We start from the raw sequence: 24678 nt of genomic DNA, 5'->3' as shown, positions 1-24678 counted from the left end.
TCAATTCTAAAAATTACTAAAGCTGGTTAAATTTTGGTCGATAATTAAGTTGACCCGAATTGAATGGATAGTCATCATGGAAATCAATAAACCCCCTCAAGTGCAAAGTACTCCTTTGCCACAGAAAAAATATGCTGAAAACGCGGCGTCTAAGGGCACCGACGTGAGTGATTCGAAGGACGCGAAAGCCACAGAAGTAACCTCGAAGCAAACTGCGCAGAAAACGAGCAAGCAGCTGATGAATCAAGCGATTTTATCGGCACAGCAAGATGTAAATATCAAGTCAGGCGATCAGTCTATGGCCTTGCTTTATCGCGCAGCGATAGAGTCGATTAATAAAGAATTAGCGCCCACTATGGGCGAGAACGCGATTCAGACGGCTTACGATAATGGCGTAGATACTTCTCCAGAAGCGACTGCAGATCGTATCGTGAGTTTTGCGACGCAGTTTTTTAGCATTCACCAACAACAAAATTCGGGTATGAGTCTAAGTGATCAACTCGATAGCTTTATGGGGATTATTGGCGGTGCCATCGACAATGGCTTTAAAGAGGCTAAAGATATTCTGTCCGGCCTTAAAGTATTGCAGGGTGATATTGCCGATGGTGTCGATAAAACCTACAGCTTAGTGCAAGAGGGGCTGCAAGCCTTTAGAGATAGCTTTAACAAGAAGACTGATGAGACAGCATCGAGTCCGAGTTAATACCTCAGTATTTTCAGTTCTATATTCAGCGTTATAGTCATAAGCCCCTTATATAAGGGGTTTTTGTTGTGCAGAAAAAAGTCTATGCTGGAAGCCTATTTAACGTTTCGCTTGAGGGCAAGTTATGTGGATTAGGGGACAAGTGATAGAACGTATTGATTGGAGTGATAAGTTATTCTCATTGCGCATTGCTGCCGAGTTAGCTCCATTTATTCCTGGTCAGTTTATCAAGTTAAGTCAAATGCAAGATGATAAGCGTGTGGCTAGAGCCTACTCCTTAGTCAATTCTCCCGATAAACCCTATGCCGAGGTGCTCGCCGTTGCGGTAGAGGATGGCCTGTTATCGCCTCAATTACACAACCTTGCAATAGGCGATGAAATTGAAATTACCTCAACCGCGACTGGTTTTATGACCTTAGCTGAAATTCCTAAGGGTGAACTCCAAGGGAAGCATTTGTGGTTTTTAGCCACAGGAACAGCGGTAGGGCCATTTTTGTCTATGCTCGACACCGATGAACCTTGGGAGCGTTTTGAAAAAGTCGTGCTTGTGTATGGCGTGCGCGAGACACAGGATTTGGCATATCTTGATAAGCTGCGTAATTTAGAACGTAAATACCCTGAACAATTTTCATTAGTCTTGAGTGTGACCCGTAAACCCTTTGCCGATGCTTTGCAGTGCCGCATTCCCGAGGGGATAGTCTCGGGTGAAATCGAAAAAAAGGCAGGATTAACCTTAAACGCAGCTGACTCTCAAGTTATGATCTGCGGCAATCCGGGTATGATTAATGGTGCGCAAGCCGCTTTACTTGATAAAGGTTTAGTGAAGAATTTACGCCGTGCTCCTGGGCAAATTACCGTTGAAAAATACTGGTAATCTCAATTTTACATAGAAGGCGAGAGTAAACTTGTTTCCGTTCTTGCCCCTAAAAAGCCATAGCGTTTAATGCAAACAAAAGGAAATTTTTGATGAAGTTGTTAAGTTCTCAAGCTTCGCCCTATGCCCGTTGTGTAAGAGCCTTAATCCAGTATCTAGGGATTAACAATATTGAAGAGCAGTTAGTTAATCCCTTTGAAAACAGCGCAGAATTACTCGATGCTAACCCGTTAGGACAGATCCCGTGTCTTATTACCAACGATGGTGTAGCACTATTCGATAGTGAAGTGATCATGCGTTACCTAGATGCAGAGCTTGGCGATCGTAAGATGTTTGGGATCTCAAATAATAACTGGGTGCTGGAGTGTCAGTATTCTTTAGTCAAAGGCTTAATCGATAGCGCGGTGAAATTACGCCAAGAGCAAATGCGTGAAGAAGAAGGCGTGAGATCAGTATTTTGGACTGCACGTTTTGAACAAGCACTGCTGCGCGGCCTTATGCAGATTGAGCTTCAAACTGTGATCACCCAAACCACGATTCAAGCACCGCAATTAGCCTTGATTTGCTTACTCGATTATGTGGATTTTAGACATCCAGAGCTAGATTGGCGTAAAGTTGCACCTGCGACAGCACTTTGGTTCAGTGAAATGCGTGATTTACCTGCATTTATTCAAACTCGTCCCCAATAATCCGCAGAGGATGCTCAACCGTCGGTTGCGCGTCTTCCTCTTGGCCTATCACGGCGATTTTGTTCACCAAAAGCGCCGAATAACTCACGAGTAACCCCATATTCTACTCTGCGATCATTGCCTAGTTGGCGCCTGTCTTCATGGTGTTGATAGCGGCATTGGCAGTTTGCCATAGTGCATTCTTCCATCGGAATTTCGGGCGCATCTTTCGATAAAAATCGTTTTCCAGAAAGCGCTTCAATCTGCTCACAGCAATTGCCGTTATTCACAATGCTCACACTGTGAAAACTGTGAGTTTTATTAATGCTGGGATCTGCAACTTGAGAAGAGTGTTTATGTCTTTTGGGACGACTATTGAGTTTGAATAAGCCAAATAGCGCAATTGCGGCTACGCCTAGCAGCAAAACAGTTAACATAACGCCTCCTGAAAGCATTTTTATCAAATTAAGGTTCAGTTTAGTTTGATTTGAGATAATCTCAAATTTTCAGATTAATACCATTAAAAACATAAAGTTAATTGGCTGCTTGCTCTCAAGTTCTGTATCTATTACTCTTGCGAAACTGATAAGCATTATCATTAATGCGTTAGTGTTCTAATTTTGCAGAACACGTCATCACTTTGGGGAGAATTCGGTAATGAAATTGGTAACTTGCGCGGCTGTTGTTGGGTTAATGTCGGTTGGGCATTCAGCGAATGCAGATGATAAATTAACCGTTTATTCTTATCGTCAAGCTTTCTTGGTGGAGCCTATCCTGACGCGTTTCACCGAAGAAACTGGCATAGGTGTGAATTTGGTATTTGCTAAAGACGGTATTGCCGAGCGTCTCGTCCGTGAAGGCCGTTTATCCCCAGCGGATCTTGTGCTGACGTCTGATTTTTCACGTTTAGTTGAATTAGTGGATAAAGATCTAACCTCTCCAGTCAAAAATCCCCTACTAGAGAGCAATATTCCTGCGCAGTATCGCGATCCCGATGGCCAGTGGTATGCCCTGACTATGCGGGTGCGAAATCTCTATACAGCCAAGGATCGTTTAGGCCAGCAGCAATTGACCTATGAAGAATTAGCCGATCCCAAATATAAAGGAAAGATTTGTACTCGCAGTGGTAAGCATCCATACAACATAGCGTTAGTCGCATCTATGATTGCTCATCACGGTGAAGCTGAGGCAAAAACTTGGTTACAAGGCGTGAAAACTAATTTAGCCCGCAAACCTCAGGGGAACGACAGGGGGCAAATTGCCGCAGTAAAAGAAGGTGTGTGTGAGATCGCCATTGGTAATAGCTACTATTACGGCAATATGTTGCAGGATCCTGAGCAAAAGGCGATCGCCGAAGCTGTGACGCTCAACTTCCCGAACCAAGCTGACCGCGGTGCCCATGTGAATGTGTCTGGCATGGTATTAACTCGCCATGCGCCTAATAAAGCCAATGCGATCAAATTGATGGAGTTCTTATCCGCCGATGTTGCTCAGAAGGCCTATGCCGATGTGAATATGGAATATCCAGTGAAAGCCGATGTGGCACCTTCATCTTTAGTGGCTTCATGGGGTAAGTTTAAGTCAGATCAATTGCCCATTTTTAAGTTGGCAGAATATCACCAAGCGGCGGTTAAGCTATTAGATGAAGTGCAGTTTGATCTCTAGCTCCAGTGCTAGCGACAAAATGCAGATTTAGGTTATCAGCGCCAGTGATTGGCGCTGTGACGTTTTAAGGATTGACATGATTTTAGGATTAGCCAGAAGCTGGTCGCTTGCTGGTTATGCCGTGGCCGCCTTGCTGGTATTGCCACTATTTGCGTTGATATTTCAAGCTTTTCAGCCTGACGAAGCCGTGTTTGGGCACTTGATGGCAACGGTTCTGCCGACATATATCATTAATAGTTTATTGCTGATTTTCTGGGTGAGTCTGGGGGCGTTATTACTCGCGTTACCTTGCGCTTGGTTGATGGCTCGTTGTGACTTTGTAGGCAGGCGATATTTGCAATGGGCGCTATTATTGCCCCTCGCTATGCCTGCGTATATTGTTGCCTACGTCTATACCGATTTACTCGATTATGCGGGGCCAGTGCAGCGCGGTCTTCGTTCGATATTTGGCTGGGACTCACCGCAGGATTATTTCTTCCCCGATATTCGTACCTTAGGCGGCGCGGCGTGTATGTTGTCGCTGGTATTGTTTCCCTATATTTATCTCTTGGCGCGTACCGCTTTTATGGAGCAATCCTTAAGTTTGGCCCATGCTTCGCGCATTATGGGCTGTTCACCGTGGCAAAGTTTTTGGCGTTTATCTTTGCCTATGGCAAGGCCTGCGCTCGCCGTTGGGGTGGCTTTAGTGGCGATGGAGACGGCCGCTGATTTTGCAACGGTTAACTATTTTGCCGTGCCTACCTTAACGACAGCCGTGTACGACACTTGGTTGGGTTATGGCAATTTGACCGCCGCCGCTAAGTTATCGGCGATTATCTTGCTGGTGGTATTTAGTCTGATTGGATTTGAGCGTTTTGCCCGTCGTAAACAGCAGTTATTCCAAAAACAATCACGTATACAAGTCACTGACTTGTATCGACTCTCGATGACTCAAACCTTGGTCGCACTCAGCTTTTGCGGCATGCTATTGCTATTAGCCTTTCTGTTACCTTTCGGGATTTTATTATCCTATGCGATTGGTTACTTTGAACAAAGCTGGGATAAGAGTTTTTGGCAATTGAGTCTTAACAGCCTCAGTCTAGCGCTGATCACCAGTTTACTCTGTTGCTTAATCGCCTTACTGCTTATGTTCGTTCGCCGGATAAGCCCAAGACAGAGTGATGCTTTGCCCTCACGGTTAGCTTCGACGGGCTATGCCTTACCTGGCACTGTGCTGGCTATTGGGGTATTAGTGCCTTTAACTATGTTAGATTTTGCGATTAACGATCTGGCAGATCTTGTCGGCATAGCAGGCCCAGGCCTTATCCTTACAGGCAGTGTGATGGCATTGATTTTTGCTTTTTGTGTGCGTTTCGTGGCAATTGCGATTGGCAGTGTTGAAAGCAGTTATAAACGCATCTCGCCATCGCTAGACATGGTGAGTCTGACCATGGGGCAAACTCCTCGGCAACTTTTGCGGCGGGTGCATTTGCCTTTACTTGCTAAGGGATTATTTGCGGGCGCTTTATTGGTGTTTATCGAAAGCATGAAGGAACTGCCCGCTGCGTTATTGCTGCGGCCTATCGGCTTTGAGAATCTTGCAACTTATGTATTCCAGTTTGCGTCCGATGAAAAACTCGAGCACGGCGCATTAGCTGCTATTGTGATTGTACTGGTGGGTTTAGTGCCGCTTATTTATTTAAACCGTTCATTGGAGCATCACAGCTGATGACAAGTACGCTCAAGCTTAAGCAAATTCATAGCGATTATCAGGGCCAGCAAGTACTTAAAGGTTTGAGTTTAACGCTCGCCCAAGGGGAAATCCTGGCGTTGTTAGGCCCAAGCGGTTGTGGCAAGACGACCTTATTACGTGCGGTTGCTGGATTACAGGCCATAAGCCAAGGTGAAATCCAGATTAATGGCCGCATAGTGAGTGGCGATAGCCAGTTTGTACCTAGCGAGCAGCGCGGCATCGGCATGATTTTTCAAGACTATGCGCTTTTCCCTCATTTGACTGTGGCGGAAAATATCCTCTTTGGGGTGGCTAGATTGTCGGGCGCAGAACGTCAGGCACGTTTGGATGAAATGCTAGCTTTGGTCAAACTTGAAGGGTTGGCACAGCGTTATCCCCATGAATTATCTGGCGGTCAGCAGCAGCGAGTTTCGATTGCGCGGGCACTTGCTTATGAGCCGCAGTTATTGCTGCTCGATGAGCCTTTTTCTAATATTGATGCCCAAGTGCGCTATGAGATGATGGCGGAAATTCGCAGCATCTTAAAACAGCGTAATGTCAGCGCGGTGTTTGTTACTCATAGCAAGGATGAAGCCTTTGTATTTGCAGATACTTTAGCCATCTTTAATCAAGGCATCATAGTGCAGCATGGTAGTGCCGAAGCTTTATATGCCGCCCCAAACAGCCGCTATGTGGCGGACTTTTTAGGTAGCGGTAATTACTTACCTGCAGCAGTGTTTGATGGGCACAGTGTTGTCACTCCTATAGGTCATTTAACCAGCCTCACGCCATTAAATTTGCCGAGCGAGTTCAGCGGAACAGTATTCTTGCGACCACAGCAATTGACGCTCAGCGCCGATGAACAGGGCGTTGGTACTATCACTGAGCGACGTTTCTTAGGCGCCTTTTGTCATTATTGGGTCAAAATCGAGGCCGCTTCCCATGCTTATTATGTGGAGGTGCGTAGCCAAATGATGCAGCTAAGTATTGGTCAAAAGGTTGGGGTAACGACTGAGCCGCATTCGCTTGTGTTGTTTGAATCTTCAGCATATTCAAACTGTGGGGACCCAATCTAAGCGATGAGTATTTATTCAATGCTGATATAGCATAGCCAACTAAAGTACGACATTTTTGCTTACGTTAAACTTGGGTCTATGCGGTATTGGTTGGTGATATTTTCGACCATCCTTGCTACTTTTATCCTCCGGTTTTGGAGGAATTATGATAAAAACAATAAATTCAATTTGCACCCTCGTTATTGTAGCAACGGCAATATCGTCTTCAGGAGTGATGGCCATGGATAGGATCACAGGTAAAGCCTTCGCAACGCGATCAGAAGTGTATGCAACCCAAGGGATGGCGGCGACCAGTCAGCCTTTAGCTACACAAGTCGCTATTGATATACTCAAACAGGGCGGCAGTGCGGTCGATGCAGCGATTGCCGCTAACGCCATGTTAGGGTTAGTCGAGCCAACGGGCTCGGGTGTCGGTGGGGACTTATTTGCTATCGTCTGGAGCGCAAAAGATAAACGCCTCTATGGTCTTAATGCATCGGGGCGCAGTCCCAAATCCTTAAGTTTAGAAAAGCTTAAATCCCTCGGATTAGACTATTTACCGCCGCTTGGACCTTTGCCAGTTTCTGTACCGGGTACTGTTGACGGTTGGTACGAGCTGCATAATAAGTTTGGTAAATTAGCTATGGCCGATAACCTCGCGCCTGCAATTCATTACGCCCGTGATGGTTTCCCTGTGTCAGAGTTGATTGCCTATTACCTTGATGGCAGTGGTAAAAAACTGGCTAAATTCCCAGGTTTTAAAGAAACCTATATGCCTAATGGTAAGATGCCTACTGTAGGGGAAATCTTTAAAAATCCCGCGCTTGCTAACACTTATGAGAAAATTGCCAAGGGTGGCCGCGATGCTTTCTATAAAGGTGATATTACCAGAAGTATCGATAAGTACATGAAATCCCAAGGTGGTTATTTAAGTTATGATGACTTAGCGAGCCATACTAGCGACTGGATAGATCCCGTTTCGGTGAACTACCGTGGTTACGATGTGTGGGAACTGCCACCTAATGGTCAAGGCATTGCGGCGCTACAAATCTTAAAAACCATGGAACCCTTTAATGTGGCTGCCATGGGCTTTAATAGTCCTGAATATGTCCATTTATTTGTCGAAGCAAAGAAACTCGCCTTTGCTGACAGAGCTAAGTTTTATGCCGACATGGCCTTTAATAAAGTGCCCGTTACCGAGCTTATCTCACAGAAATATAACTATGATCGCGCTAAGTTAATTGACCCTACAAAAGCCGCCAAGAGTGTCGATGCGGGTAATCCAGCGTTGCAACATGGTGATACTGTTTACCTGACTACCGCCGACAAAGATGGCAACATGGTGTCACTCATTCAGAGTAATTACCGTGGTATGGGGTCAGGGATGACACCGCCGGATCTCGGCTTTGTGCTGCAAGACCGCGGGCAAATGTTTGATTTAACGGAAGGGCGTTTTAATACCTACGCACCGGGCAAGCGTCCATTCCATACCATTATTCCGGCTTTTGTGACCAAAGACGGTAAACCTTGGCTGAGCTTTGGGGTGATGGGCGGCGCGACTCAGCCACAAATGCACGCGCAGATTGTAATGAATCTGATTGATTTTAAAATGAACTTGCAAGAAGCGGGCGATGCCCCCAGAATTTTGCATATGGGTTCAACCGAGCCCACAGGCGAAGTGATGAATGATGGTGGCTACGTCAGTCTGGAATCAGGTTTTCCGGTAGAAACCCGTCGTGAGTTGATTAAGAAAGGCCATGTGCTGCGTGATGGACTTGGGGAGTTTGGTGGCTATCAAGCCATTGGATTCAATGCTGAAACCGGCGTATATCGTGCGGCCTCTGAGAGTCGCAAGGATGGTCACGCCGCAGGCTATTAACACTAAGATAAATGCTAAGGTAAGCTTAACACTGAGTGAACCTGACGTCATGGATTCGATTTAACTGATTGGCGAGACTTTAATGGTCTCGTCAATTTTTATGTTTAAGGGTCTTGGGTGGGATAATGCTCCGCTATTGGCATTATCATAAACAGATCAGAGCAAACTGTGCGTTAGTTAATGTCATTTTTAGGTAAAGTTGCGGATAATATTGCCGAAAATGAATTTAGAAAAAGGGTGATAACCAAATGGATATTCAAAATATGCCGCGTGAACAGTTGGGTGTGTGTGCAGAGGGGAACTTACACAGTGTCTATTTGATGTTTAATGCCAATGACAATGTCGAGTCGCAATTACGTCCCTGTCTTGCCAACGTTGCGCAGTATATTTATGAGCTGACAGATCAATATTCCGACAGTGCATTCAATGGTTTTGTTGGTATTGGTGCTAATTATTGGGATAGCCTCTATCCTACTGCTCGCCCAGAACTGCTTAAACCTTTCCCTGCGATGCAAGTGGGCAGTCGTGAAGCACCTGCAATTGAATATGATTTATTCGTGCATATTCGCAGTGATCGTTACGATATTCTGCATTTAGTGGCTAATGAAATCAGCCAAATGTTTGAAGATTTAGTGGAGTTAGTTGAAGAAGAGCGTGGCTTTAGATTTATGGATAGCCGTGATTTGACTGGTTTTGTCGATGGTACCGAAAACCCTAAGGGGCGTCACCGCCAGGAAGTGGCACTTGTGGGTGATGAGGATCCTGAGTTTAAGGGTGGCAGCTATATCCATGTGCAAAAATATGCCCATAACTTGAGTAAGTGGCATAGATTACCAGTTAAAAAACAAGAGGATATTATCGGCCGTACTAAGCAAGATAATATCGAGTATGAATCTGAAGATAAGCCACTGACCAGCCATATCAAGCGCGTTAATCTTAAAGATGCCGATGGTAAATCAATGGAGATCCTGCGTCAGAGTATGCCCTATGGTTCGCTGAAGGAGCAGGGATTAATGTTTATCTCTAACTGCCGCACGCCAGAACATTTTGAAAAGATGCTGCATAGCATGATGTTTGGTGATGGCGCAGGCAATCATGATCACTTGATGCATTTTACTAAGGCGATGACAGGTTCATCTTTCTTTGCCCCCGCACTGGATTTTATGCTGCAGTTCGACGAATAAGCTTTCTATAATCAAGCCGAATTAGCATCAATCGAGACGCACTTAAGCTAACGCCTAAGTGCGTTTTTTTATGCTAATGCGCGGGAACCCATTTTTTGATATCGAGCTGCCATTGCAGGGCGGTGAAATCGATAAAGGCGCGCACTAGATTTTGCTGATAACTGCGGGACAAATATACCGCCCACAGGGTTTGGCCTGGTGTCGTAAATTCGGGTAAGACTTCTTTGAGCTGACCACTGGCAAGGTATTGGTTAGCCAAGTCACAGGGTAAACGCACTATGCCATGTCCACGTAGCGCCGCACTGACCAACACTCCCATATCGTTAGCCCTAAGATTCCCTGTAACTTTGACGTGCTCGGCTTGCAGTTCTTTTAGAAAAGGCCAGTTTTGTTGCGCTGAGTGTATGAGGCAGTTGTGGGCCAGTAGATCAATGGGTTCGAGGAGTGGCGTTGCGCTATCAAGATAGCTCGGCGCCGCGCAAAGTACCGCATCTATGGTCATCAAACGCCGAGCTATGAGATTCTCATCGGGTTGCTCGGTATAACGTAGCGCCACGTCGACTCGCTCATCTACCAATTGCGCAAAACTGTCCGACATCACCAGTTGAATGTTGACCTTAGGATGAATTTTAATAAAGCGATCGACGACATCAAACAGACTGTGCTGCCCTAGGCCAATAGGCGTAGCGATACGAATACTGCCTACCAGTTCACTGTTATGGCTGTGGGCACGGCTCTCCATGGCCGCAACTTCACTTAAGATCCGCTGGCAAAATTGTAGCGCTTCCTCACCCTGCAAAGTCAAGCTGGCGCTGCGCGTGGTGCGGTGTAATAAGCGTAAACTCAACCACTGCTCCACTTCTTGAATATGACGGGAAACCTGCAGGCGGCTGAGGTCTAAATGTTCGGCAGCTTTGGTAAAGCTGCCACAGTTTGCGACTTCGACGAAACTGCGTATTGCGGCAATTTTATCCACATTAGTATCCTATATTGAAACAATCATGCTCAATTATTGATGTTTATTAGGTGAAAAACTGCAAGTAAACTGGATCCAATGTAAATCATCTGAGTGAGACAATGAAATGAAAATCGCAATTTTAGGTGCAACGGGTTGGATCGGTGGTGCAATTTTAAAAGAAGCACAGAGTCGTGGACATCAAGTGACAGCGTTAGTGCGTGATCCAAGCAAGTTATCCGTAGCTGATGTGGCAGTACGTGCCGTGGATTTAGAGCAGCCATTGGTCGCCGATACCTTTGCTGGCGTAGATGTCGTGATTGCCGCCGTTGGTGGCCGCGCCCAACAAAATCATGGTCTAGTGGCGAGTACGGTTCAGCGTTTACTGGATGTGCTGCCTAACGCTAACGTGCCACGTTTATTGTGGGTCGGTGGTGCTGGGAGTTTAGAAGTGACGCCGGGTGTGACGCTGGTCTCTAGCCCAGATTTCCCCGCAGCATATAAAGATGAGGCGTTAGCTCAGGGTGAAGCCTTGAAGGTATTCCGTGCGGCGCAAACGGCAATCAATTGGACGTTTGTGAGCCCAGCGGCTGAGATTTATCCCGGTGAGAGTGAAGGCCCGTACCGTCTTGGTGGCGACAGCTTCTTTACCGATGCTAATGGTCAAAGCCGTATCTCTGTAACCGATTACGCAAAAGCCATGTTAGACGAAGCCGAACAGGGCACTCACGCAAATCAGCGCATCAGTGTGGCTTACTGATATCGCTACAGTTGAGTTAGATATGGTGAGTTAGATATTGTGCTGTAATCTGTAACGTAATCGGGACAACGACCAAATAATCAGCGCAAAATTGGACAGAAATGGGTACAGATGAAATAGAACAGGTCAGCTCACTGACCTGTTTTTTTATTCTGCGTAATTGAATAAAGATTTGATGGTTTCTAAGGTATCGGCGATATCTTGGATGCTCGATGGGCAAATAAAGATAGTGTCGTCACCGGCAATCGTACCCAAAATGCCTTCTGGTTTACCGATAGAATCCAACAAGCGGGCAATAAGCTGCGCGGCACCAGGGCTAGTTCGCACGACGATCATAGCTTGGTTGTGATCGACGTCGAGTACCAAATTCTTCAGTGGGCTACCCGCGGTGGGTACGCCTAATTCGGCTGGTAAGCAATACACCATCTCTTGCTTAGCGTTGCGAGTCCGCACTGCGCCGAACTTGCTGAGCATGCGTGACACTTTTGATTGGTTAATATTACCAAAGCCTTCAGCTTGCAAGGCGGTGACGATTTCACTCTGAGAGCCAAAGCGCTCTTCTTTTAAAATCGACTTAAAAATTCTAACAAGGTCATCCTGATTCTTGGTCGTTTGCATAATATTATTATTCGTTATTCAAAAAAACAGGCCCATTTTGAATATTTTTAGAAAAATTGTCAACAAATAACCAGATTGGTTGAATAAAAATTCACTAAGTCCCAGTGGTTAAGCGTTTGTAGGGGGCGTAAAAATCCCAATTTGAGTAATTGTTCTACATTGCTTCTACGTTATTCCGGAATTCTTTTGTCCCACGACTAAGGGATAATTGAAATTGTTGTGACATTCCAGTAATGTGACGCCAACGCAAATTAGATCCATGTCACACATATCCGAGAAATAACGGAGATAACTATGAAAGTTGCTGTACTTGGTGCTGCTGGTGGTATCGGCCAGGCTCTTGCCCTACTGTTAAAAACTCAATTGCCTGCGGGTTCACAATTGTCTCTATATGATATCGCACCGGTAACTCCGGGTGTTGCGGTTGACTTGAGCCACATTCCAACTGCTGTTGAAATCAAAGGTTTTGCTGGTGAAGATCCAACGCCTGCCCTAGTGGGTGCTGACGTTGTTCTAATTTCTGCTGGTGTTGCGCGTAAGCCTGGTATGGATCGTTCCGATCTGTTCAATATCAATGCCGGTATCGTTCGCAACCTGATCGAAAAAGTAGCGGCAACTTGCCCTACCGCTTTGATTGGTATTATCACTAACCCAGTTAACACGACCGTAGCTATCGCTGCCGAAGTGATGAAAAAAGCGGGTGTTTACGATAAAAACCGTCTGTTCGGTATCACGACTCTAGACGTGATTCGCTCTGAAACTTTCATCGCCGAATTAAAAGGCCTGAACGTTGCTGACGTTAAAGTCAATGTGATCGGCGGCCACAGCGGCGTGACCATTCTGCCATTACTGTCTCAAGTTGAAGGCGCGACTTTCACTGACGAAGAAGTGGCAAGTTTGACGACTCGCATCCAAAACGCGGGTACCGAAGTGGTTGAAGCTAAAGCCGGTGGCGGAAGCGCGACTCTGTCTATGGGTCAAGCGGCTTGCCGTTTCGGTCTGTCTCTGGTTCGTGGTCTGCAAGGCGAAGCTAACATCGTTGAATGCGCCTATGTTGACGGCGGCAGCGAGCATGCTGAATTCTTCGCACAACCTGTGTTGTTAGGCAAAAACGGTATTGAAAAAGTACTGCCTTACGGTGAAGTGAGTGCATTCGAAGCTAACGCTCGTGATTCTATGTTAGATACGCTGAAAGGCGATATCAAACTAGGCGTTGATTTCGTTAAATAATCTTTCGGATAATCTTTTTAGATTATGACGAATTAAAAACGGAGCCATTGAGCTCCGTTTTTTTATGCCTGCGTTTTACTCTTTCTAAAGCTCATTCAGCGGCGCTTAGTGGGAATTTGGCAGTTATCATCGCAGCGGGCTTTGCCCGTCAGTAAATAAGAGATGCGATATCTGTGTTTTGCGAATCTGAGATAGCACCAATCGGCGACAGTTTTAATCACGGGCAGGCGTAATAGTTGGATCCAGGCGCGCGTCCCTGTCAGTGCCCACGCTTTACAAGTGACATCTAACCCGAGTAACACTTCGCCCGTTGCGGTTTCGCCATGTAGAATCGTATTGGCGTAGTCTTTATTGATATGGCTGAAGCGCTCACTAAAGTCTGGCGCATTTAAATCCTCAAGCGCAATCAAGTTCTTCGGATCGCGCGCTTTCAGTTGACGCATTTCGGCGCTACATAATGGACAATTCCCATCGTAAAAAATCCGCAGTTCCATCGGTATTACCTCTGATGACTTGATCACAATACTTGAAGTGAGTACTCAAGCTTGGTTTTCTTCTACCCTATACGCAGAAGAAAGGGTTTTAGATCGAAGCGATTGTAGAACGGATCAGCCCCTCATTTGGCTTTTTGTTAGGTTAAATTCAAATGAGTGCAGTAACATCTTGGTTATTCATCAGTTTAACTTGATTGCTGATTTTTAAGTGAACAAGGTAAAGCCTGACAAATAACGACTCAAAAGGATAGGTATGACATCTCCCATCATAATCACAGGCGTAGGTAAACGCATAGGTTACGCCTTAGCCAAACATTTTCTCGCCCAAGGTCAGCGCGTGATTGGTACTTATCGCAGCCATTACGCTAGCATTGATGAGCTTACCACCTTAGGTGCGACCCTGTATCCCTGCGATTTTTATGACGATGCCCAAGTGCGAACCTTAATTGCTGAGTTAGCTAAATTGCCGCAAATTCGCGCCATTATTCACAATGCCTCTGACTGGCTGCCTGATCCTGTGCTTACAAAGAATGAATCTTTAAAGAGTACCACTTTTGCGCCGAGCCAAGTGCTGCAGCGCATGATGCAAGTGCATGTGAGCGTACCCTATCAGTTGAACTTGGCCTTAGAGGCGCAGCTACGTGCGGCTGCTGGCGATGAAATCGGCGGCAGTGATGTGATTCATATTACTGACTATGTGGCAGAGAAGGGCAGTCAGAAGCATATCGCCTATGCCGCCAGTAAAGCCGCGCTGCACAATATGACGCTATCCTTTGCCGCCAAATTTGCGCCCGAGGTCAAAGTGAATTCGATTGCGCCTGCGATGATCCTATTTAATGCGGGTGATGACGCTGCCTATCAGCAAAAAACCTTAGCCAAAGCGCTGTTGCCGAAAGAGGCGGGGAATGAGGAAATTATCGACTTAGTGGAATATCTGCTGAATAGCCGCTACGTCAGTGGTCGCTGCCATAATGTCGATGGTGGCCGGCATTTGAAATAAAGACGAATATAGAACGGCCTGCGGCCTCTAGAGCGCCATTGCATGGCTCTAGAATCTAGATTCAAGAAGAAGTCGTTATGGAGCGACGCTCTGCTTTTTCTAGCAGCGAAGCGCCCTAGCTTCTAGATCCTTCTTTTTCAAAACGTCAGTACCCGACTTGGGGTGATGATAAATGGCAAAGGCACATCCCAATGCTCGCAGGGTAAACTCACAACTTGCTGACAGTCGTGGGCGTAACCCATAGGCAAAGGTTTACCTTTAAGCTGCCAGTTTGCCAGCGTCCTATCGTAATAGCCTCCGCCCATGCCCATACGATTTCCCATTAAATCAAAAGCCACTAATGGTGTGATAACAACATCTAACTCTGTCACTGGGATAATGGCGCGCACATCTAATTTAGGTTCTAAGATGCCGAATTGATTGGGTTGCATAGGGGTATCTGCGGTGTAATGCAGGAATAATAATTGTCCGGCATTGAAGGGATGTAACCTAGGCAGATAGGTGTTTATGCCCATTTGCCATAGCACAGCGATCAGCGGTGGCGTGGCGAGTTCGCCATCATGGGTGAGATATAACGCCACATGTTGCGCTTTGTTGGCCTGCAATGCATCGAGCATTCGCTGGCAGGCGTTTAAACTTGCTTGGGTTTGTTCTATTTCGGAGAGAGATTTACGGGCGGTGCGAATGGTTTTGCGTAACTGATTGCGGCTTTCTTTTGTATGGAGTGCGATATTTGCCGCATAGCTTGCGACATCTACGGCATCAGCGACTTCTACGGCAAGGTGCGCCGTGTCGCTTTGGGTATTCAAATGAGAAAGTTTGGAAGATGTAGACATAGAATTAAGATGCTCCCCAGAATGCCGCTACCGATGTAGCCCTTGAACCGTAGGTTCAAGGCGGGTAAATGATTACCTCCTAAGGCTTCTCGGTACAAGCCGAGCATGCACAATGTCAGTAAAGCATTCACCCTGAGATAAAAATTATCGGCACAGGGACATTACCAGTTGGCATGCATCCCAGGGAGCAAAACGGTATTGAATCGCTAAAGCATTGGTTTATTTAAATAAGCCAGTTTAGCCATTCACTGTGCGTCAGTTGGTTTAACTCAATTGGTGTTAAATCACTAAGGTGCACAGTTTAAATCTATTTAGTTGAACGCTCAACTAAGGCACTTTCGAGGGTCGACTGCAGCAAGCTGATCCTGTCGTCCATCTGTTGCATGTAGTGCTTATTTTTTTGCTTTTCTTGGAACAACTCGTGTCCAATATTCAGCGCCGCCATGATCGCAATTTCTTCACGGCTTAGGCTATTGGTTCGGTTTTTTAACGCACTGAGTTGTTGTTCAACTCCTAACGCTACCGTACGTAAGGCATCCTCTTGACCTTTCGGGCAAGCGATAGAGTAGGTGCGCCCAAGTAGGGTAATTTCAACAGCACTGTTACTCATGTCGCGGGTGATCCTTTCGTTAGCCTCTTAGGGCGGACTATATAGGGCTGATCTTAAAAGTGCAAGGTAAGCTGCAAATGGATTGGTCTTTGACGGTTTTGTTTGCTGTTTGTGTGAGCAGTTGGATAGTTTTTTATCAGGGCGTGGCCGATTTTGCCATTATTGGGATTCAGTATTGGTTCAAGTCTTTATCTCTGCTAGCATTGCTGCTGGAAAAATCTTATTGGGATCTGATATGGCAACCCCTCCTTCGTTACGTATCGACAGCTTAAAACTCGCCTTAGATGCGGCTGAAATCGGCCAGCATCCGGTAGAAGTTCACGGTGCTTTAGTCGGTTTAATCTGCGGTGGTGTAGAGCAAACTGGCGACACTTGGATCAAGCCTTTATTCGACCTGATGAACGATGGTCAACCTTTGCCAGCGCAGTTGCACCAATTAGTGTGTGATTTGTTTAACGATTCAGTGACGCGTTTAGTGGATTTTGAATTTGGTTTCATGCCGCTGTTGCCTGAAGAAGAAGAGCCGCTCAGCCAACGTGTTGAAGCCTTGTCCCTGTGGACCCAGAGTTTTTTGACTGGCATGGCGATTATTCAGCCGAAACTGAATCAAGCCTCGGCAGAGGTACGTGAAGTGATCAAAGACTTGGCGGAAATTGCCCAAGTGGAATTTGATGTTGCCGACGATGAGGAATCCGAAGCCGCTTACACTGAATTACTCGAGTTTGTACGTATTGCAGCCATCATGTGTTACTCGGAATTTGGTCCTGAGCTTCCCCATGGTGAGGCTGACGATACTGCGGTGGTGCATTAATTTACCGCAGTTTTTTAATGTTCAATAAGTTAACACAGTAGTGGTTTCATTAGATGTCAAAGGTGGGCAAACCTGCCTTTGAGTCCACAGCACTGGTGTTTTTGAGTGCATAGCATTGATGTTTACATCTTTTATGTTTACATGCCTTAGTGTTATGCCAAAGCTTGAATGAGATCCCCATGACGGCCACAAATCACATGGATACTTCAGTTCAACACGTCGACATCGCGATTGTAGGCGGTGCCATGGCGGGGGCGACCCTAGCGTTAGCTCTCGCGCGTCTTTCTTTATCCGCAGCTCGGCCACTTTCTATCGCCTTAATCGAAGCGCACCTTCCCGATAAGCAACACCCAGGGTTCGATGCCCGCTCTATTGCTATCGCCCATGGTTCGATTTTCGAATTATCCCGTTTAGGTTTATGGCAAAAGCTCGCCCATTTGGGCACTGCGATTGAAAATATCCATGTGTCGGATCGCGGCCACTTTGGCATGACAGAACTCAATGCGGCGCAGTTTCATTTAGATGCCCTAGGCCAAGTGGTTGAGCTTGAACGAGTTGGCCAAGTGCTGTTTAACGAGTTGAATAAGAGTAATGTCAAACTCTATTGCCCCGCCAAGCTTGCCCAAGTAGAACCCGCCGTTGAAGGTCACACCTTAGTGCTCGATACGGGCGAGCGAATTAAAGCCAAACTTGTGGTTGCCGCTGATGGTTTGCAATCCAAAGTGCGCAGCAGTTTTAATTTGCCTGTGACCCAAGTGGCCTTTGAGCAAACGGCCATTATTGCCAATATTCAAACCGCCGATTTGCCAACCAATAGGCCTCACAAACATTGGGCCTATGAGCGCTTTACCCAAACGGGTCCCTTAGCGTTATTGCCTATGGCTGATAGCCAAGGTCAACCTCGCTTTTCTCTCGTGTGGGCGCTCAATGATGCGCGGGCTAAACAGATGCAAGACGCGCCTAAGGCTGAGTTTTTAGCGGCGCTGCAACAGGCCTTTGGTTATCGTGCGGGCACGTTTATCGATGTCAGCGCGCGCCATGCGTATCCGCTTAATTTGTCTTATATGCCAAGGCCAATTCATCACAGATGTGTGTTTATCGGCAATGCGGCGCAGACACTGCATCCGATTGCGGGGCAAGGATTTAACCTAGGGCTGCGGGATGTGGTGAGCTTGCTCGAGGTGATCCAAACGGCGCTCGCGCAGGGCGAAGATATCGGCTCCGCCGCTGTGACCCATGCGTACCTTAATGCCCGCGAGCACGACAGAAACAGCACTATCCTAAATATCGAATTTTTAGTCCGTGGCTTTTCAAACCAATATTGGCCCATGGCGCTGGGGCGTAACTTAGGATTACGGCTCTTGTCTTGGTTTCCGCCACTGAAAACCCCCGTCGCTCAAAAGGCAATGGGCTGGAAATAACTCAGTAATTTACTTGTATCGCAACGCGAAAAGGATGTACCCATGTTAAGTTCACAAGCCTATGACATCGCCATTGTGGGTGGCGGCATGGTGGGACTCGCCACCGCGATTGGATTGGCGCAGGCCGATCTGAATGTCGTCGTTATCGATGCGGGCCACACTGAGGCCGTGAGCGGCGAGCCGCGTTTACGGGTGAGCGCCATCAATAAGGCGAGCCAACGCTTGTTAGAAAACTTAGGGGCATGGAGTTATTTAGACACTTCCCGCGCCACGCCTTATCAAAAAATGGCGGTGTGGGATAAAGACGGTTTCGGTAAAATTGCCTTTGATGCCAACAGCATCAGCGAAACCAGTCTCGGCGCGATTATCGAAAACGATGCCATTAGCTTTGCCCTCGCCAAACGCGCCAGTGAGTTTGACAATATCACCCATATTCAAAACCAACGCTTAGAGCGCATTGCTTTTGGTGAGCGCGAAGCTTGGTTGACCCTTGCCAATGGCGCCGATTCTGAAATAGAAAGTGTCAGTGCTGCACTTGTGATAGCCGCTGATGGCGCCAACTCTTGGGTGCGCGAGCAGTGCAAGATCCCGCTGACCTTTTGGGATTACGGCCACCACGCAATCGTCGCAACTATTCGCACCGAAATGCCACACCTTGCCACCGCCCGCCAAGTGTTTTTGCAGGACGGCCCGCTAGCATTTTTACCTCTGTATGAAGACAATCTCTGCTCTATCGTCTGGTCGGTGCCGCCTGAGCGCGCCACTGAATTACTGGCGATGGACAAAGTGCAATTCGAGCGCAACTTAACCGCGGCTTTCGACGGTCGTTTAGGGATTTGCAAGCTGGAAAGCGAGCGCCAAGCCTTTCCATTACGGATGCGCTACGCCCGTCATTTTGCCCGCCACCGTTTAGTGTTAGCAGGTGATGCAGCCCATACTATTCATCCGCTGGCTGGCCAAGGGGTGAATCTCGGCTTTTTAGATGCGGCCAGCATTATCGAAGTGATCAGCGAATTACAGCAAGCGGGTAAAGATATCGGCGATTATGCGCAGCTGCGTGCACTTGAACGTTGGCGCAAAGCCGATGCAATGGAGATGATCGCGGCGATGGAGGGCTTTAAACGCCTATTCGAAGGTTCAAACCCAGTCAAAAAGGCGATTCGCGATCTGGGATTAAATCTGGTTGATAATGTCGCTGGGCTGAAAACAGTGTTCATACAACAGGCCATGGGCAATAAGTCGGCACTGCCTAAGTTGTGCCGTTAGCCTAGGTTGCGCTAATGTGATCAGAATTGCTGACAATATCAGCAGTTTGGCTGCAAGCTGCGCAAATCTGGCCTTCGCATGTAAAAAAATTACATGTTGAAGATGAGAAAATCTAATGACAATGGCTTCGGATTAGAAAAATCTCCTGTATACAAATTTGTGACGCAAGGTATAATTTCGCCGCATTTTAGACCCTAGTATCTACACCCTACACTAGGCAGAGACCTGAAAAAGGCCGCAAAAAGGGATAACAATGGCTAACAAAACTATTCTGTTTAACAAGCACTTAGAATCAAACGCTAAGATGGTCGACTTCCACGGTTGGGATATGCCCCTCAACTATGGTTCACAAATCGAAGAACACAACGCTGTGCGTCAAGACGCGGGTATGTTCGACGTATCCCACATGACTGTGGTTGATGTGATAGGTAGCGACGCTGGTGCATTTCTACGTAAGTTGCTGGCGAACGATGTGGCTAGACTTAAAGTGCCAGGTAAAGCCTTATACAGCGGTATGTTAGATGACAATGCCGGTATCATCGACGACCTTATCACTTATTACCTCACTGACACTAACTACCGCGTGGTAGTGAACTCAGCGACCCGCGAAAAAGATCTCGCTTGGATCGCCAAGCAATCCCAAGGTTTTGATGTCACTGTGACTGAGCGTCCTGAGCTGGCGATGATTGCCGTTCAAGGTCCTAACGCAAAAGCGAAAGCCGCTGCTGTGTTCAGTGCCGAGCAAAACACCGCCATCGAAGGCATGAAACCTTTCTTCGGTAAGCAAGCAGGCTCACTGTTTATTGCGACTACGGGTTACACAGGCGAAGCGGGCTACGAAATTATCGTCCCAGAAGATGAAGCCCAAGCCTTGTGGCAAGCATTGTTAGATCAAGGGGTTAAACCTTGTGGTCTCGGTGCCCGTGACACGCTGCGTCTCGAAGCTGGTATGAACCTTTACGGCTTAGACATGGACGAAACCATCAACCCATTGGCCGCCAACATGGGCTGGACTATTGCATGGGAACCAAGCGACCGTGACTTCATCGGCCGTAAAGCCCTCGAAACACTTCGCGATGCCGGAACCAGCAAACTTGTTGGTCTAGTGATGGAAGAAAAGGGCGTGTTACGCCATGATATGCCAGTATTTTTCACTGACGCAGCCGGTGTAGAGCAACAAGGCGTGATCACCAGCGGGACTTTCTCGCCAACATTGGGCTATTCTATTGCGATGGCACGTGTTCCTAGCTCGATTGGGGATACTGCGGAAGTCGAAATGCGTAAAAAACGTGTGGCTGTTAGAGTAGTGGCGCCAAACTTTGTGCGCAACGGTAAACAAGCATTTTAAAAAAACGGAACAAGGAACAAGAACAATGAGCAATATTCCGACAGAACTGAAATACGCCTCTTCACACGAATGGATCCGCAAGGAAGAAGACGGTAGCTACACAGTAGGTATCACTGAGCACGCCCAAGAGCTGTTAGGTGACATGGTTTTCGTTGAACTCCCAGAAGTTGGCGACACTGTGACTGCGGGTGAAGACTGTGCTGTAGCTGAATCAGTAAAAGCGGCGTCTGACATTTATGCCCCTATTTCTGGCGAAGTGATTGCCGTGAACGAAGCGCTGGAAGATTCGCCAGAACTCGTTAACAGCAGTGCTTACGGCGAAGGCTGGTTCTTCCGCGTAATGCCTTCTGACGAATCAGAAGTCGACGCTCTGCTGGATGCTGAAGGCTACCAAGCTGTCATCGACGAAGAATAATCGTCGACGCTAACGAAGCCCTAAGGGGCTTCGTTTGTTTTAGCGCAAGATTGACATAACAACAGTCCGTTAATCAGTACCCTACAGTTCTGAATTTCGGCAAATCTGGAACAAGGTTTATCATGACCAAGCAAACCCTCACTCAGTTAGAACAGCACGATTTATTCCTACGTCGTCATATCGGCCCAGATAGCAGCCAACAGCAAGCCATGCTGAACTATGTTGGTGCTGAGTCTCTGGACGATCTGACCGCGCAAATTGTGCCTGAGTCGATCCGTTTAAGCCAAGATCTGAGCATTGGTGATTCCTGCGGCGAAGCCGAAGGCATTGCTTACATTCGTGGTTTAGCGAAACAAAACCAAGTATTTAAGAGCTATATCGGCATGGGTTACTACGGCACTCAAGTGCCAAACGTGATCCTGCGTAACGTATTTGAAAACCCAGGTTGGTACACGGCTTATACGCCATATCAGCCAGAAATCGCCCAAGGCCGTTTAGAAGCCATTCTAAACTTCCAACAAGTGTCGATGGACTTAACGGGTTTAGATTTGGCTTCTGCTTCTTTGTTAGATGAAGCAACTGCTGCTGCCGAAGCGATGGCGCTGGCAAAGCGCGTTTCTAAAGCGAAAAAAGCCAATATCTTCTTCGTTGCCGATGATGTGTTCCCGCAAACCTTAGACGTAGTGAAAACCCGCGCTGAGTGTTTTGGTTTTGAAGTGGTGGTTGGCCCAGCATCTGAGGCCGTTAACCATGAGCTGTTTGGTGCTTTGTTCCAATATACTAACCGTTTCGGTCAAATCACTGACTTCAGCGAATTATTCGCAACTCTGCGTGCGAAGAATGTGGTTGTGACTGTCGCCGCCGACATTATGTCCTTGGTATTACTGAAATCACCGGGCGCTATGGGTGCCGATGTGGTATTCGGTAGTGCGCAGCGTTTTGGCGTGCCAATGGGCTTTGGTGGCCCACACGCGGCCTTCTTCGTTGCCCGTGACGAGCACAAACGTTCTATGCCTGGCCGTATCATTGGTGTGTCAAAAGACGCCCGTGGTAACCGCGCACTGCGTATGGCAATGCAAACTCGTGAGCAACATATCCGTCGCGAAAAAGCCAACTCAAACATTTGTACTGCACAAATTCTGCTAGCGAATATGGCGTCTTTCTACGCCGTATTCCACGGCCCAGATGGCCTGAAAACTATCGCGTCACGCATTCACCGTTTCGCCGACATTTTAGCGGCAGGCTTAAAAGCGAAGGGCGTGAACTTAGTCAACAGCACTTGGTTTGATACAGTTAGCATCAAAGGCTTAGATGTTGCTGCCGTCAATGCACGCGCACTGGCTGCTGAAATGAATCTACGTTTCGATGCCGATGGTATTGTGGGCGTGAGCTTAGACGAAACTACGTTGCGCACAGATATCGACGCCTTGTTCGATGTGATCTTAGGTGCTGGCCATGGTTTAGATGTTGCCGCGTTAGACGCGCAAATAGTTAGCCAAGGTAGCCAATCGATTCCGGCGGCACTCGTGCGCCAAGATGCGATTTTAAGCCACCCAACCTTCAATCGCTATCAAAGCGAAACCGAGATGATGCGTTATATCAAACGTCTCGAAAGCAAAGATTTAGCTCTTAACTACTCGATGATTTCACTGGGCTCATGCACCATGAAGTTAAACGCAGCGGTTGAAATGCTCCCTGTGAGCTGGCCTGAATTTGCCAACATGCACCCATTCAGCCCACTGGATCAAGCCAAAGGCTTTACTCAGTTGATTGAAGAGTTGTCGACCTGGTTAGTGAACATCACAGGCTACGACGCTGTGTGCATCCAACCTAACTCTGGCGCTCAAGGTGAATACGCTGGCTTGTTAGCCATCAAGAAATACCATGAGTCACGCGGCGATGCGCACAGAAACATCTGTTTGATCCCGCAATCTGCCCACGGTACTAACCCAGCATCGGCACAATTAGCTGGTATGCAAGTGGTGGTGACGGCGTGTGATAAGCAAGGTAACGTCGATTTAGAAGATCTGAAGACTAAAGCTGCCGAAGTGGCTGAAAACCTGTCTTGCATCATGATCACTTACCCATCGACCCACGGTGTGTATGAAGAATCTATCCGCGAAATCTGCAACATAGTGCATCAGCACGGCGGTCAAGTGTACTTAGATGGCGCCAACATGAACGCTCAGGTCGGCTTAACGTCTCCTGGCTTTATCGGTGCCGACGTATCACACCTTAACCTGCACAAAACCTTCGCGATTCCACACGGCGGTGGTGGTCCAGGTATGGGCCCAATCGGCGTGAAATCACACTTAGCCCCATTTGTTGCGGGTCACGTTGTGGTTAAACCGGGCCGCGTGAGCGACAACAATGGCGCCGTATCAGCCGCACCTTACGGTAGCGCAGGCATTCTGCCGATCAGCTGGATGTACATTAAGCTGCTTGGTTCAAAAGGCCTGAAAAAGTCTACCCAAACTGCGCTGTTAAACGCTAACTACGTGATGAAGAAGCTGTCTGAACACTACCCAGTATTGTTCCGTGGCCGTAACGATCGCGTCGCGCACGAATGTATTATCGACCTACGCCCACTGAAAGAAGCCTCAGGCGTGACCGAAATGGATATCGCTAAGCGTTTGAATGACTACGGTTTCCACGCGCCAACCATGAGCTTCCCTGTTGCGGGAACTCTGATGATTGAGCCTACGGAATCTGAGTCTAAGGTGGAACTCGATCGTTTCATCGACGCTATGGTGTCAATCCGCGCTGAAATCGCCAAAGTGGAATCGGGTGAATGGCCAGCGGACAACAACCCGCTGCACAACGCACCGCACACTATGGCCGATATCATGGACCCAGAGTTCGATACGCGTCCATACAGCCGCGAAGTGGCCGTGTTCCCAAGTGCAGCAGTACGCACTAACAAGTTCTGGCCAACCGTGAATCGTATCGATGATGTTTACGGCGACCGGAACCTAATGTGTTCGTGTGCACCATTATCAGACTACGAGTAATAATTGCTGCTTAGGCTAGCTACTGCGGCGCTGAATCTCAGCTTTCGTGCTCATTGACAGGAGTCAACTCCGCGCGAAAGCTTTCAATCCGCCTTGCATTAGCTTCGCCAGCAACGCAATTATGGTGTAGTTGGCTTCAGCGAATTTGAAGCAGGAAAAAGCGA

Annotated in this window: 23 protein-coding genes and 1 other RNA gene; 17 read left to right on the top strand and 7 right to left on the bottom strand. The window is 47.4% G+C overall.

Features of this window, described 5'->3' with window-relative positions; all coding sequences use genetic code 11:
* The first annotated feature begins 76 nt into the window (after positions 1–76).
* The 3 genes from GWI56_RS01310 to GWI56_RS01300 all read left to right on the top strand — a co-directional run bounded on the left by GWI56_RS01310 (position 77) and on the right by GWI56_RS01300 (position 2266).
* Positions 77–703, top strand: a complete 627-nt coding sequence (locus tag GWI56_RS01310) for a DUF5610 domain-containing protein (RefSeq protein WP_198571926.1) — start codon at positions 77–79, stop codon at positions 701–703.
* Positions 704–827: 124 nt separating this feature from the next.
* The gene (locus tag GWI56_RS01305; RefSeq protein ID WP_198571925.1) at positions 828–1577 is read left to right on the top strand and encodes a ferredoxin--NADP reductase; all 750 of its coding nucleotides are present in this window, start codon (positions 828–830) and stop codon (positions 1575–1577) included.
* Positions 1578–1669: 92 nt separating this feature from the next.
* Positions 1670–2266, top strand: coding sequence for a glutathione S-transferase N-terminal domain-containing protein (locus tag GWI56_RS01300; protein ID WP_131525196.1), 597 nt, complete (start codon positions 1670–1672; stop codon positions 2264–2266).
* A gap of 14 nt (positions 2267–2280) precedes the next feature.
* On the opposite strand, the gene GWI56_RS01295 is transcribed toward GWI56_RS01300, so the two are convergent.
* Positions 2281–2682, bottom strand: coding sequence for a hypothetical protein (locus GWI56_RS01295; RefSeq protein ID WP_198571924.1), 402 nt, complete (start codon positions 2680–2682; stop codon positions 2281–2283).
* Positions 2683–2902: 220 nt separating this feature from the next.
* On the opposite strand from GWI56_RS01295, the gene GWI56_RS01290 reads away from it, so the two are divergent.
* From GWI56_RS01290 to GWI56_RS01270, 5 genes are all read left to right on the top strand, one after another.
* Positions 2903–3910 carry a Fe(3+) ABC transporter substrate-binding protein gene (locus GWI56_RS01290; protein ID WP_198571923.1) on the top strand — a complete coding sequence of 336 codons (1008 nt, stop codon included), beginning with the start codon at positions 2903–2905 and terminating at the stop codon, positions 3908–3910.
* 76 nt (positions 3911–3986) lie between these two features.
* Positions 3987–5618: an iron ABC transporter permease gene (locus GWI56_RS01285; protein ID WP_131525199.1), complete on the top strand. Its 1632-nt coding sequence runs from the start codon at positions 3987–3989 to the stop codon at positions 5616–5618.
* On the top strand, positions 5618–6697 hold the full coding sequence (locus GWI56_RS01280; protein ID WP_028759403.1) for an ABC transporter ATP-binding protein: 1080 nt from the start codon (positions 5618–5620) through the stop codon (positions 6695–6697). The genes GWI56_RS01285 and GWI56_RS01280 overlap by 1 nt, the downstream gene beginning before the upstream one ends.
* A 145-nt stretch (positions 6698–6842) precedes the next feature.
* A complete protein-coding gene (gene ggt, locus GWI56_RS01275) occupies positions 6843–8555 on the top strand; it encodes a gamma-glutamyltransferase (RefSeq protein WP_198571922.1) in 1713 nt (570 codons plus the stop codon).
* Between the two features lie 248 nt (positions 8556–8803).
* The gene (locus GWI56_RS01270) at positions 8804–9739 is read left to right on the top strand and encodes a Dyp-type peroxidase (protein ID WP_173496718.1); all 936 of its coding nucleotides are present in this window, start codon (positions 8804–8806) and stop codon (positions 9737–9739) included.
* A gap of 73 nt (positions 9740–9812) precedes the next feature.
* Here the strand turns inward: GWI56_RS01270 and GWI56_RS01265 are convergent, their stop codons facing one another.
* The gene (locus GWI56_RS01265; RefSeq protein WP_113939097.1) at positions 9813–10715 is read right to left on the bottom strand and encodes a LysR family transcriptional regulator; all 903 of its coding nucleotides are present in this window, start codon (positions 10713–10715) and stop codon (positions 9813–9815) included.
* A 106-nt stretch (positions 10716–10821) separates the two neighbouring features.
* On the opposite strand from GWI56_RS01265, the gene GWI56_RS01260 reads away from it, so the two are divergent.
* Complete coding sequence (locus GWI56_RS01260; protein ID WP_198571921.1) at positions 10822–11454, top strand: NAD(P)-dependent oxidoreductase; 633 nt, start codon at positions 10822–10824, stop codon at positions 11452–11454.
* A gap of 147 nt (positions 11455–11601) precedes the next feature.
* On the opposite strand, the gene argR is transcribed toward GWI56_RS01260, so the two are convergent.
* Entirely contained in the window at positions 11602–12072 is a 471-nt protein-coding gene (gene argR / locus GWI56_RS01255) for a transcriptional regulator ArgR (RefSeq protein ID WP_006080175.1), read from the bottom strand.
* A gap of 294 nt (positions 12073–12366) precedes the next feature.
* Between argR and mdh the strand changes: the two genes are divergently transcribed.
* Positions 12367–13302, top strand: coding sequence for a malate dehydrogenase (gene mdh / locus GWI56_RS01250; protein WP_198571920.1), 936 nt, complete (start codon positions 12367–12369; stop codon positions 13300–13302).
* 95 nt (positions 13303–13397) lie between these two features.
* On the opposite strand, the gene GWI56_RS01245 is transcribed toward mdh, so the two are convergent.
* Positions 13398–13796: a DUF393 domain-containing protein gene (locus tag GWI56_RS01245; protein WP_198571919.1), complete on the bottom strand. Its 399-nt coding sequence runs from the start codon at positions 13794–13796 to the stop codon at positions 13398–13400.
* A gap of 253 nt (positions 13797–14049) precedes the next feature.
* On the opposite strand from GWI56_RS01245, the gene folM reads away from it, so the two are divergent.
* Positions 14050–14796 carry a dihydromonapterin reductase gene (gene folM / locus GWI56_RS01240; protein ID WP_198571918.1) on the top strand — a complete coding sequence of 249 codons (747 nt, stop codon included), beginning with the start codon at positions 14050–14052 and terminating at the stop codon, positions 14794–14796.
* Positions 14797–14933: 137 nt separating this feature from the next.
* On the opposite strand, the gene GWI56_RS01235 is transcribed toward folM, so the two are convergent.
* The 3 genes from GWI56_RS01235 to GWI56_RS01225 form a co-directional block, all read right to left on the bottom strand.
* Positions 14934–15632, bottom strand: a complete 699-nt coding sequence (locus GWI56_RS01235) for a 5-formyltetrahydrofolate cyclo-ligase (RefSeq protein ID WP_198571917.1) — start codon at positions 15630–15632, stop codon at positions 14934–14936.
* 9 nt (positions 15633–15641) lie between these two features.
* Positions 15642–15822, bottom strand: a non-coding RNA gene (gene ssrS / locus GWI56_RS01230) — 6S RNA.
* Between the two features lie 117 nt (positions 15823–15939).
* Positions 15940–16242 (bottom strand): cell division protein ZapA, encoded by a 303-nt coding sequence (locus GWI56_RS01225; protein WP_198571916.1) that lies wholly within the window; start codon positions 16240–16242, stop codon positions 15940–15942.
* A 235-nt stretch (positions 16243–16477) separates the two neighbouring features.
* On the opposite strand from GWI56_RS01225, the gene GWI56_RS01220 reads away from it, so the two are divergent.
* From GWI56_RS01220 to gcvP, 6 genes are all read left to right on the top strand, one after another.
* Positions 16478–17053 carry a UPF0149 family protein gene (locus GWI56_RS01220; protein WP_105252998.1) on the top strand — a complete coding sequence of 192 codons (576 nt, stop codon included), beginning with the start codon at positions 16478–16480 and terminating at the stop codon, positions 17051–17053.
* 179 nt (positions 17054–17232) lie between these two features.
* Positions 17233–18474: a 2-octaprenyl-6-methoxyphenyl hydroxylase gene (gene ubiH / locus GWI56_RS01215; RefSeq protein WP_198571915.1), complete on the top strand. Its 1242-nt coding sequence runs from the start codon at positions 17233–17235 to the stop codon at positions 18472–18474.
* Between the two features lie 42 nt (positions 18475–18516).
* Entirely contained in the window at positions 18517–19740 is a 1224-nt protein-coding gene (locus GWI56_RS01210; protein WP_198571914.1) for an FAD-dependent monooxygenase, read from the top strand.
* 253 nt (positions 19741–19993) lie between these two features.
* Positions 19994–21088, top strand: a complete 1095-nt coding sequence (gene gcvT / locus GWI56_RS01205; RefSeq protein ID WP_198571913.1) for a glycine cleavage system aminomethyltransferase GcvT — start codon at positions 19994–19996, stop codon at positions 21086–21088.
* Positions 21089–21113: 25 nt separating this feature from the next.
* Positions 21114–21503 carry a glycine cleavage system protein GcvH gene (gcvH, locus tag GWI56_RS01200; protein ID WP_011845766.1) on the top strand — a complete coding sequence of 130 codons (390 nt, stop codon included), beginning with the start codon at positions 21114–21116 and terminating at the stop codon, positions 21501–21503.
* A 122-nt stretch (positions 21504–21625) separates the two neighbouring features.
* The gene (gene gcvP / locus GWI56_RS01195; protein ID WP_198571912.1) at positions 21626–24514 is read left to right on the top strand and encodes an aminomethyl-transferring glycine dehydrogenase; all 2889 of its coding nucleotides are present in this window, start codon (positions 21626–21628) and stop codon (positions 24512–24514) included.
* Positions 24515–24678: the final 164 nt, after the last annotated feature.

Source organism: Shewanella sp. DW31 (assembly GCF_015767295.1).
Lineage (GTDB): Bacteria > Pseudomonadota > Gammaproteobacteria > Enterobacterales > Shewanellaceae > Shewanella > Shewanella oncorhynchi.
Note: the sequence above shows the minus strand (reverse complement) of the source record. Positions and strands in the feature narration are given on the sequence as shown.

What these genes read in the sequence shown, in the direction of transcription:
- GWI56_RS01310 (WP_198571926.1), top strand. Translation starts at nt 77, where the DNA reads ATGGAAATCAATAAACCCCCTCAAGTGCAAAGTACTCCTTTGCCACAG.
- GWI56_RS01305 (WP_198571925.1), top strand. Translation starts at nt 828, where the DNA reads ATGTGGATTAGGGGACAAGTGATAGAACGTATTGATTGGAGTGATAAG.
- GWI56_RS01300 (WP_131525196.1), top strand. Translation starts at nt 1,670, where the DNA reads ATGAAGTTGTTAAGTTCTCAAGCTTCGCCCTATGCCCGTTGTGTAAGA.
- GWI56_RS01295 (WP_198571924.1), bottom strand. Translation starts at nt 2,682, where the DNA reads ATGTTAACTGTTTTGCTGCTAGGCGTAGCCGCAATTGCGCTATTTGGC.
- GWI56_RS01290 (WP_198571923.1), top strand. Translation starts at nt 2,903, where the DNA reads ATGAAATTGGTAACTTGCGCGGCTGTTGTTGGGTTAATGTCGGTTGGG.
- GWI56_RS01285 (WP_131525199.1), top strand. Translation starts at nt 3,987, where the DNA reads ATGATTTTAGGATTAGCCAGAAGCTGGTCGCTTGCTGGTTATGCCGTG.
- GWI56_RS01280 (WP_028759403.1), top strand. Translation starts at nt 5,618, where the DNA reads ATGACAAGTACGCTCAAGCTTAAGCAAATTCATAGCGATTATCAGGGC.
- ggt (WP_198571922.1), top strand. Translation starts at nt 6,843, where the DNA reads ATGATAAAAACAATAAATTCAATTTGCACCCTCGTTATTGTAGCAACG.
- GWI56_RS01270 (WP_173496718.1), top strand. Translation starts at nt 8,804, where the DNA reads ATGGATATTCAAAATATGCCGCGTGAACAGTTGGGTGTGTGTGCAGAG.
- GWI56_RS01260 (WP_198571921.1), top strand. Translation starts at nt 10,822, where the DNA reads ATGAAAATCGCAATTTTAGGTGCAACGGGTTGGATCGGTGGTGCAATT.
- argR (WP_006080175.1), bottom strand. Translation starts at nt 12,072, where the DNA reads ATGCAAACGACCAAGAATCAGGATGACCTTGTTAGAATTTTTAAGTCG.
- mdh (WP_198571920.1), top strand. Translation starts at nt 12,367, where the DNA reads ATGAAAGTTGCTGTACTTGGTGCTGCTGGTGGTATCGGCCAGGCTCTT.
- GWI56_RS01245 (WP_198571919.1), bottom strand. Translation starts at nt 13,796, where the DNA reads ATGGAACTGCGGATTTTTTACGATGGGAATTGTCCATTATGTAGCGCC.
- folM (WP_198571918.1), top strand. Translation starts at nt 14,050, where the DNA reads ATGACATCTCCCATCATAATCACAGGCGTAGGTAAACGCATAGGTTAC.
- GWI56_RS01235 (WP_198571917.1), bottom strand. Translation starts at nt 15,632, where the DNA reads ATGTCTACATCTTCCAAACTTTCTCATTTGAATACCCAAAGCGACACG.
- GWI56_RS01225 (WP_198571916.1), bottom strand. Translation starts at nt 16,242, where the DNA reads ATGAGTAACAGTGCTGTTGAAATTACCCTACTTGGGCGCACCTACTCT.
- GWI56_RS01220 (WP_105252998.1), top strand. Translation starts at nt 16,478, where the DNA reads ATGGCAACCCCTCCTTCGTTACGTATCGACAGCTTAAAACTCGCCTTA.
- ubiH (WP_198571915.1), top strand. Translation starts at nt 17,233, where the DNA reads ATGACGGCCACAAATCACATGGATACTTCAGTTCAACACGTCGACATC.
- GWI56_RS01210 (WP_198571914.1), top strand. Translation starts at nt 18,517, where the DNA reads ATGTTAAGTTCACAAGCCTATGACATCGCCATTGTGGGTGGCGGCATG.
- gcvT (WP_198571913.1), top strand. Translation starts at nt 19,994, where the DNA reads ATGGCTAACAAAACTATTCTGTTTAACAAGCACTTAGAATCAAACGCT.
- gcvH (WP_011845766.1), top strand. Translation starts at nt 21,114, where the DNA reads ATGAGCAATATTCCGACAGAACTGAAATACGCCTCTTCACACGAATGG.
- gcvP (WP_198571912.1), top strand. Translation starts at nt 21,626, where the DNA reads ATGACCAAGCAAACCCTCACTCAGTTAGAACAGCACGATTTATTCCTA.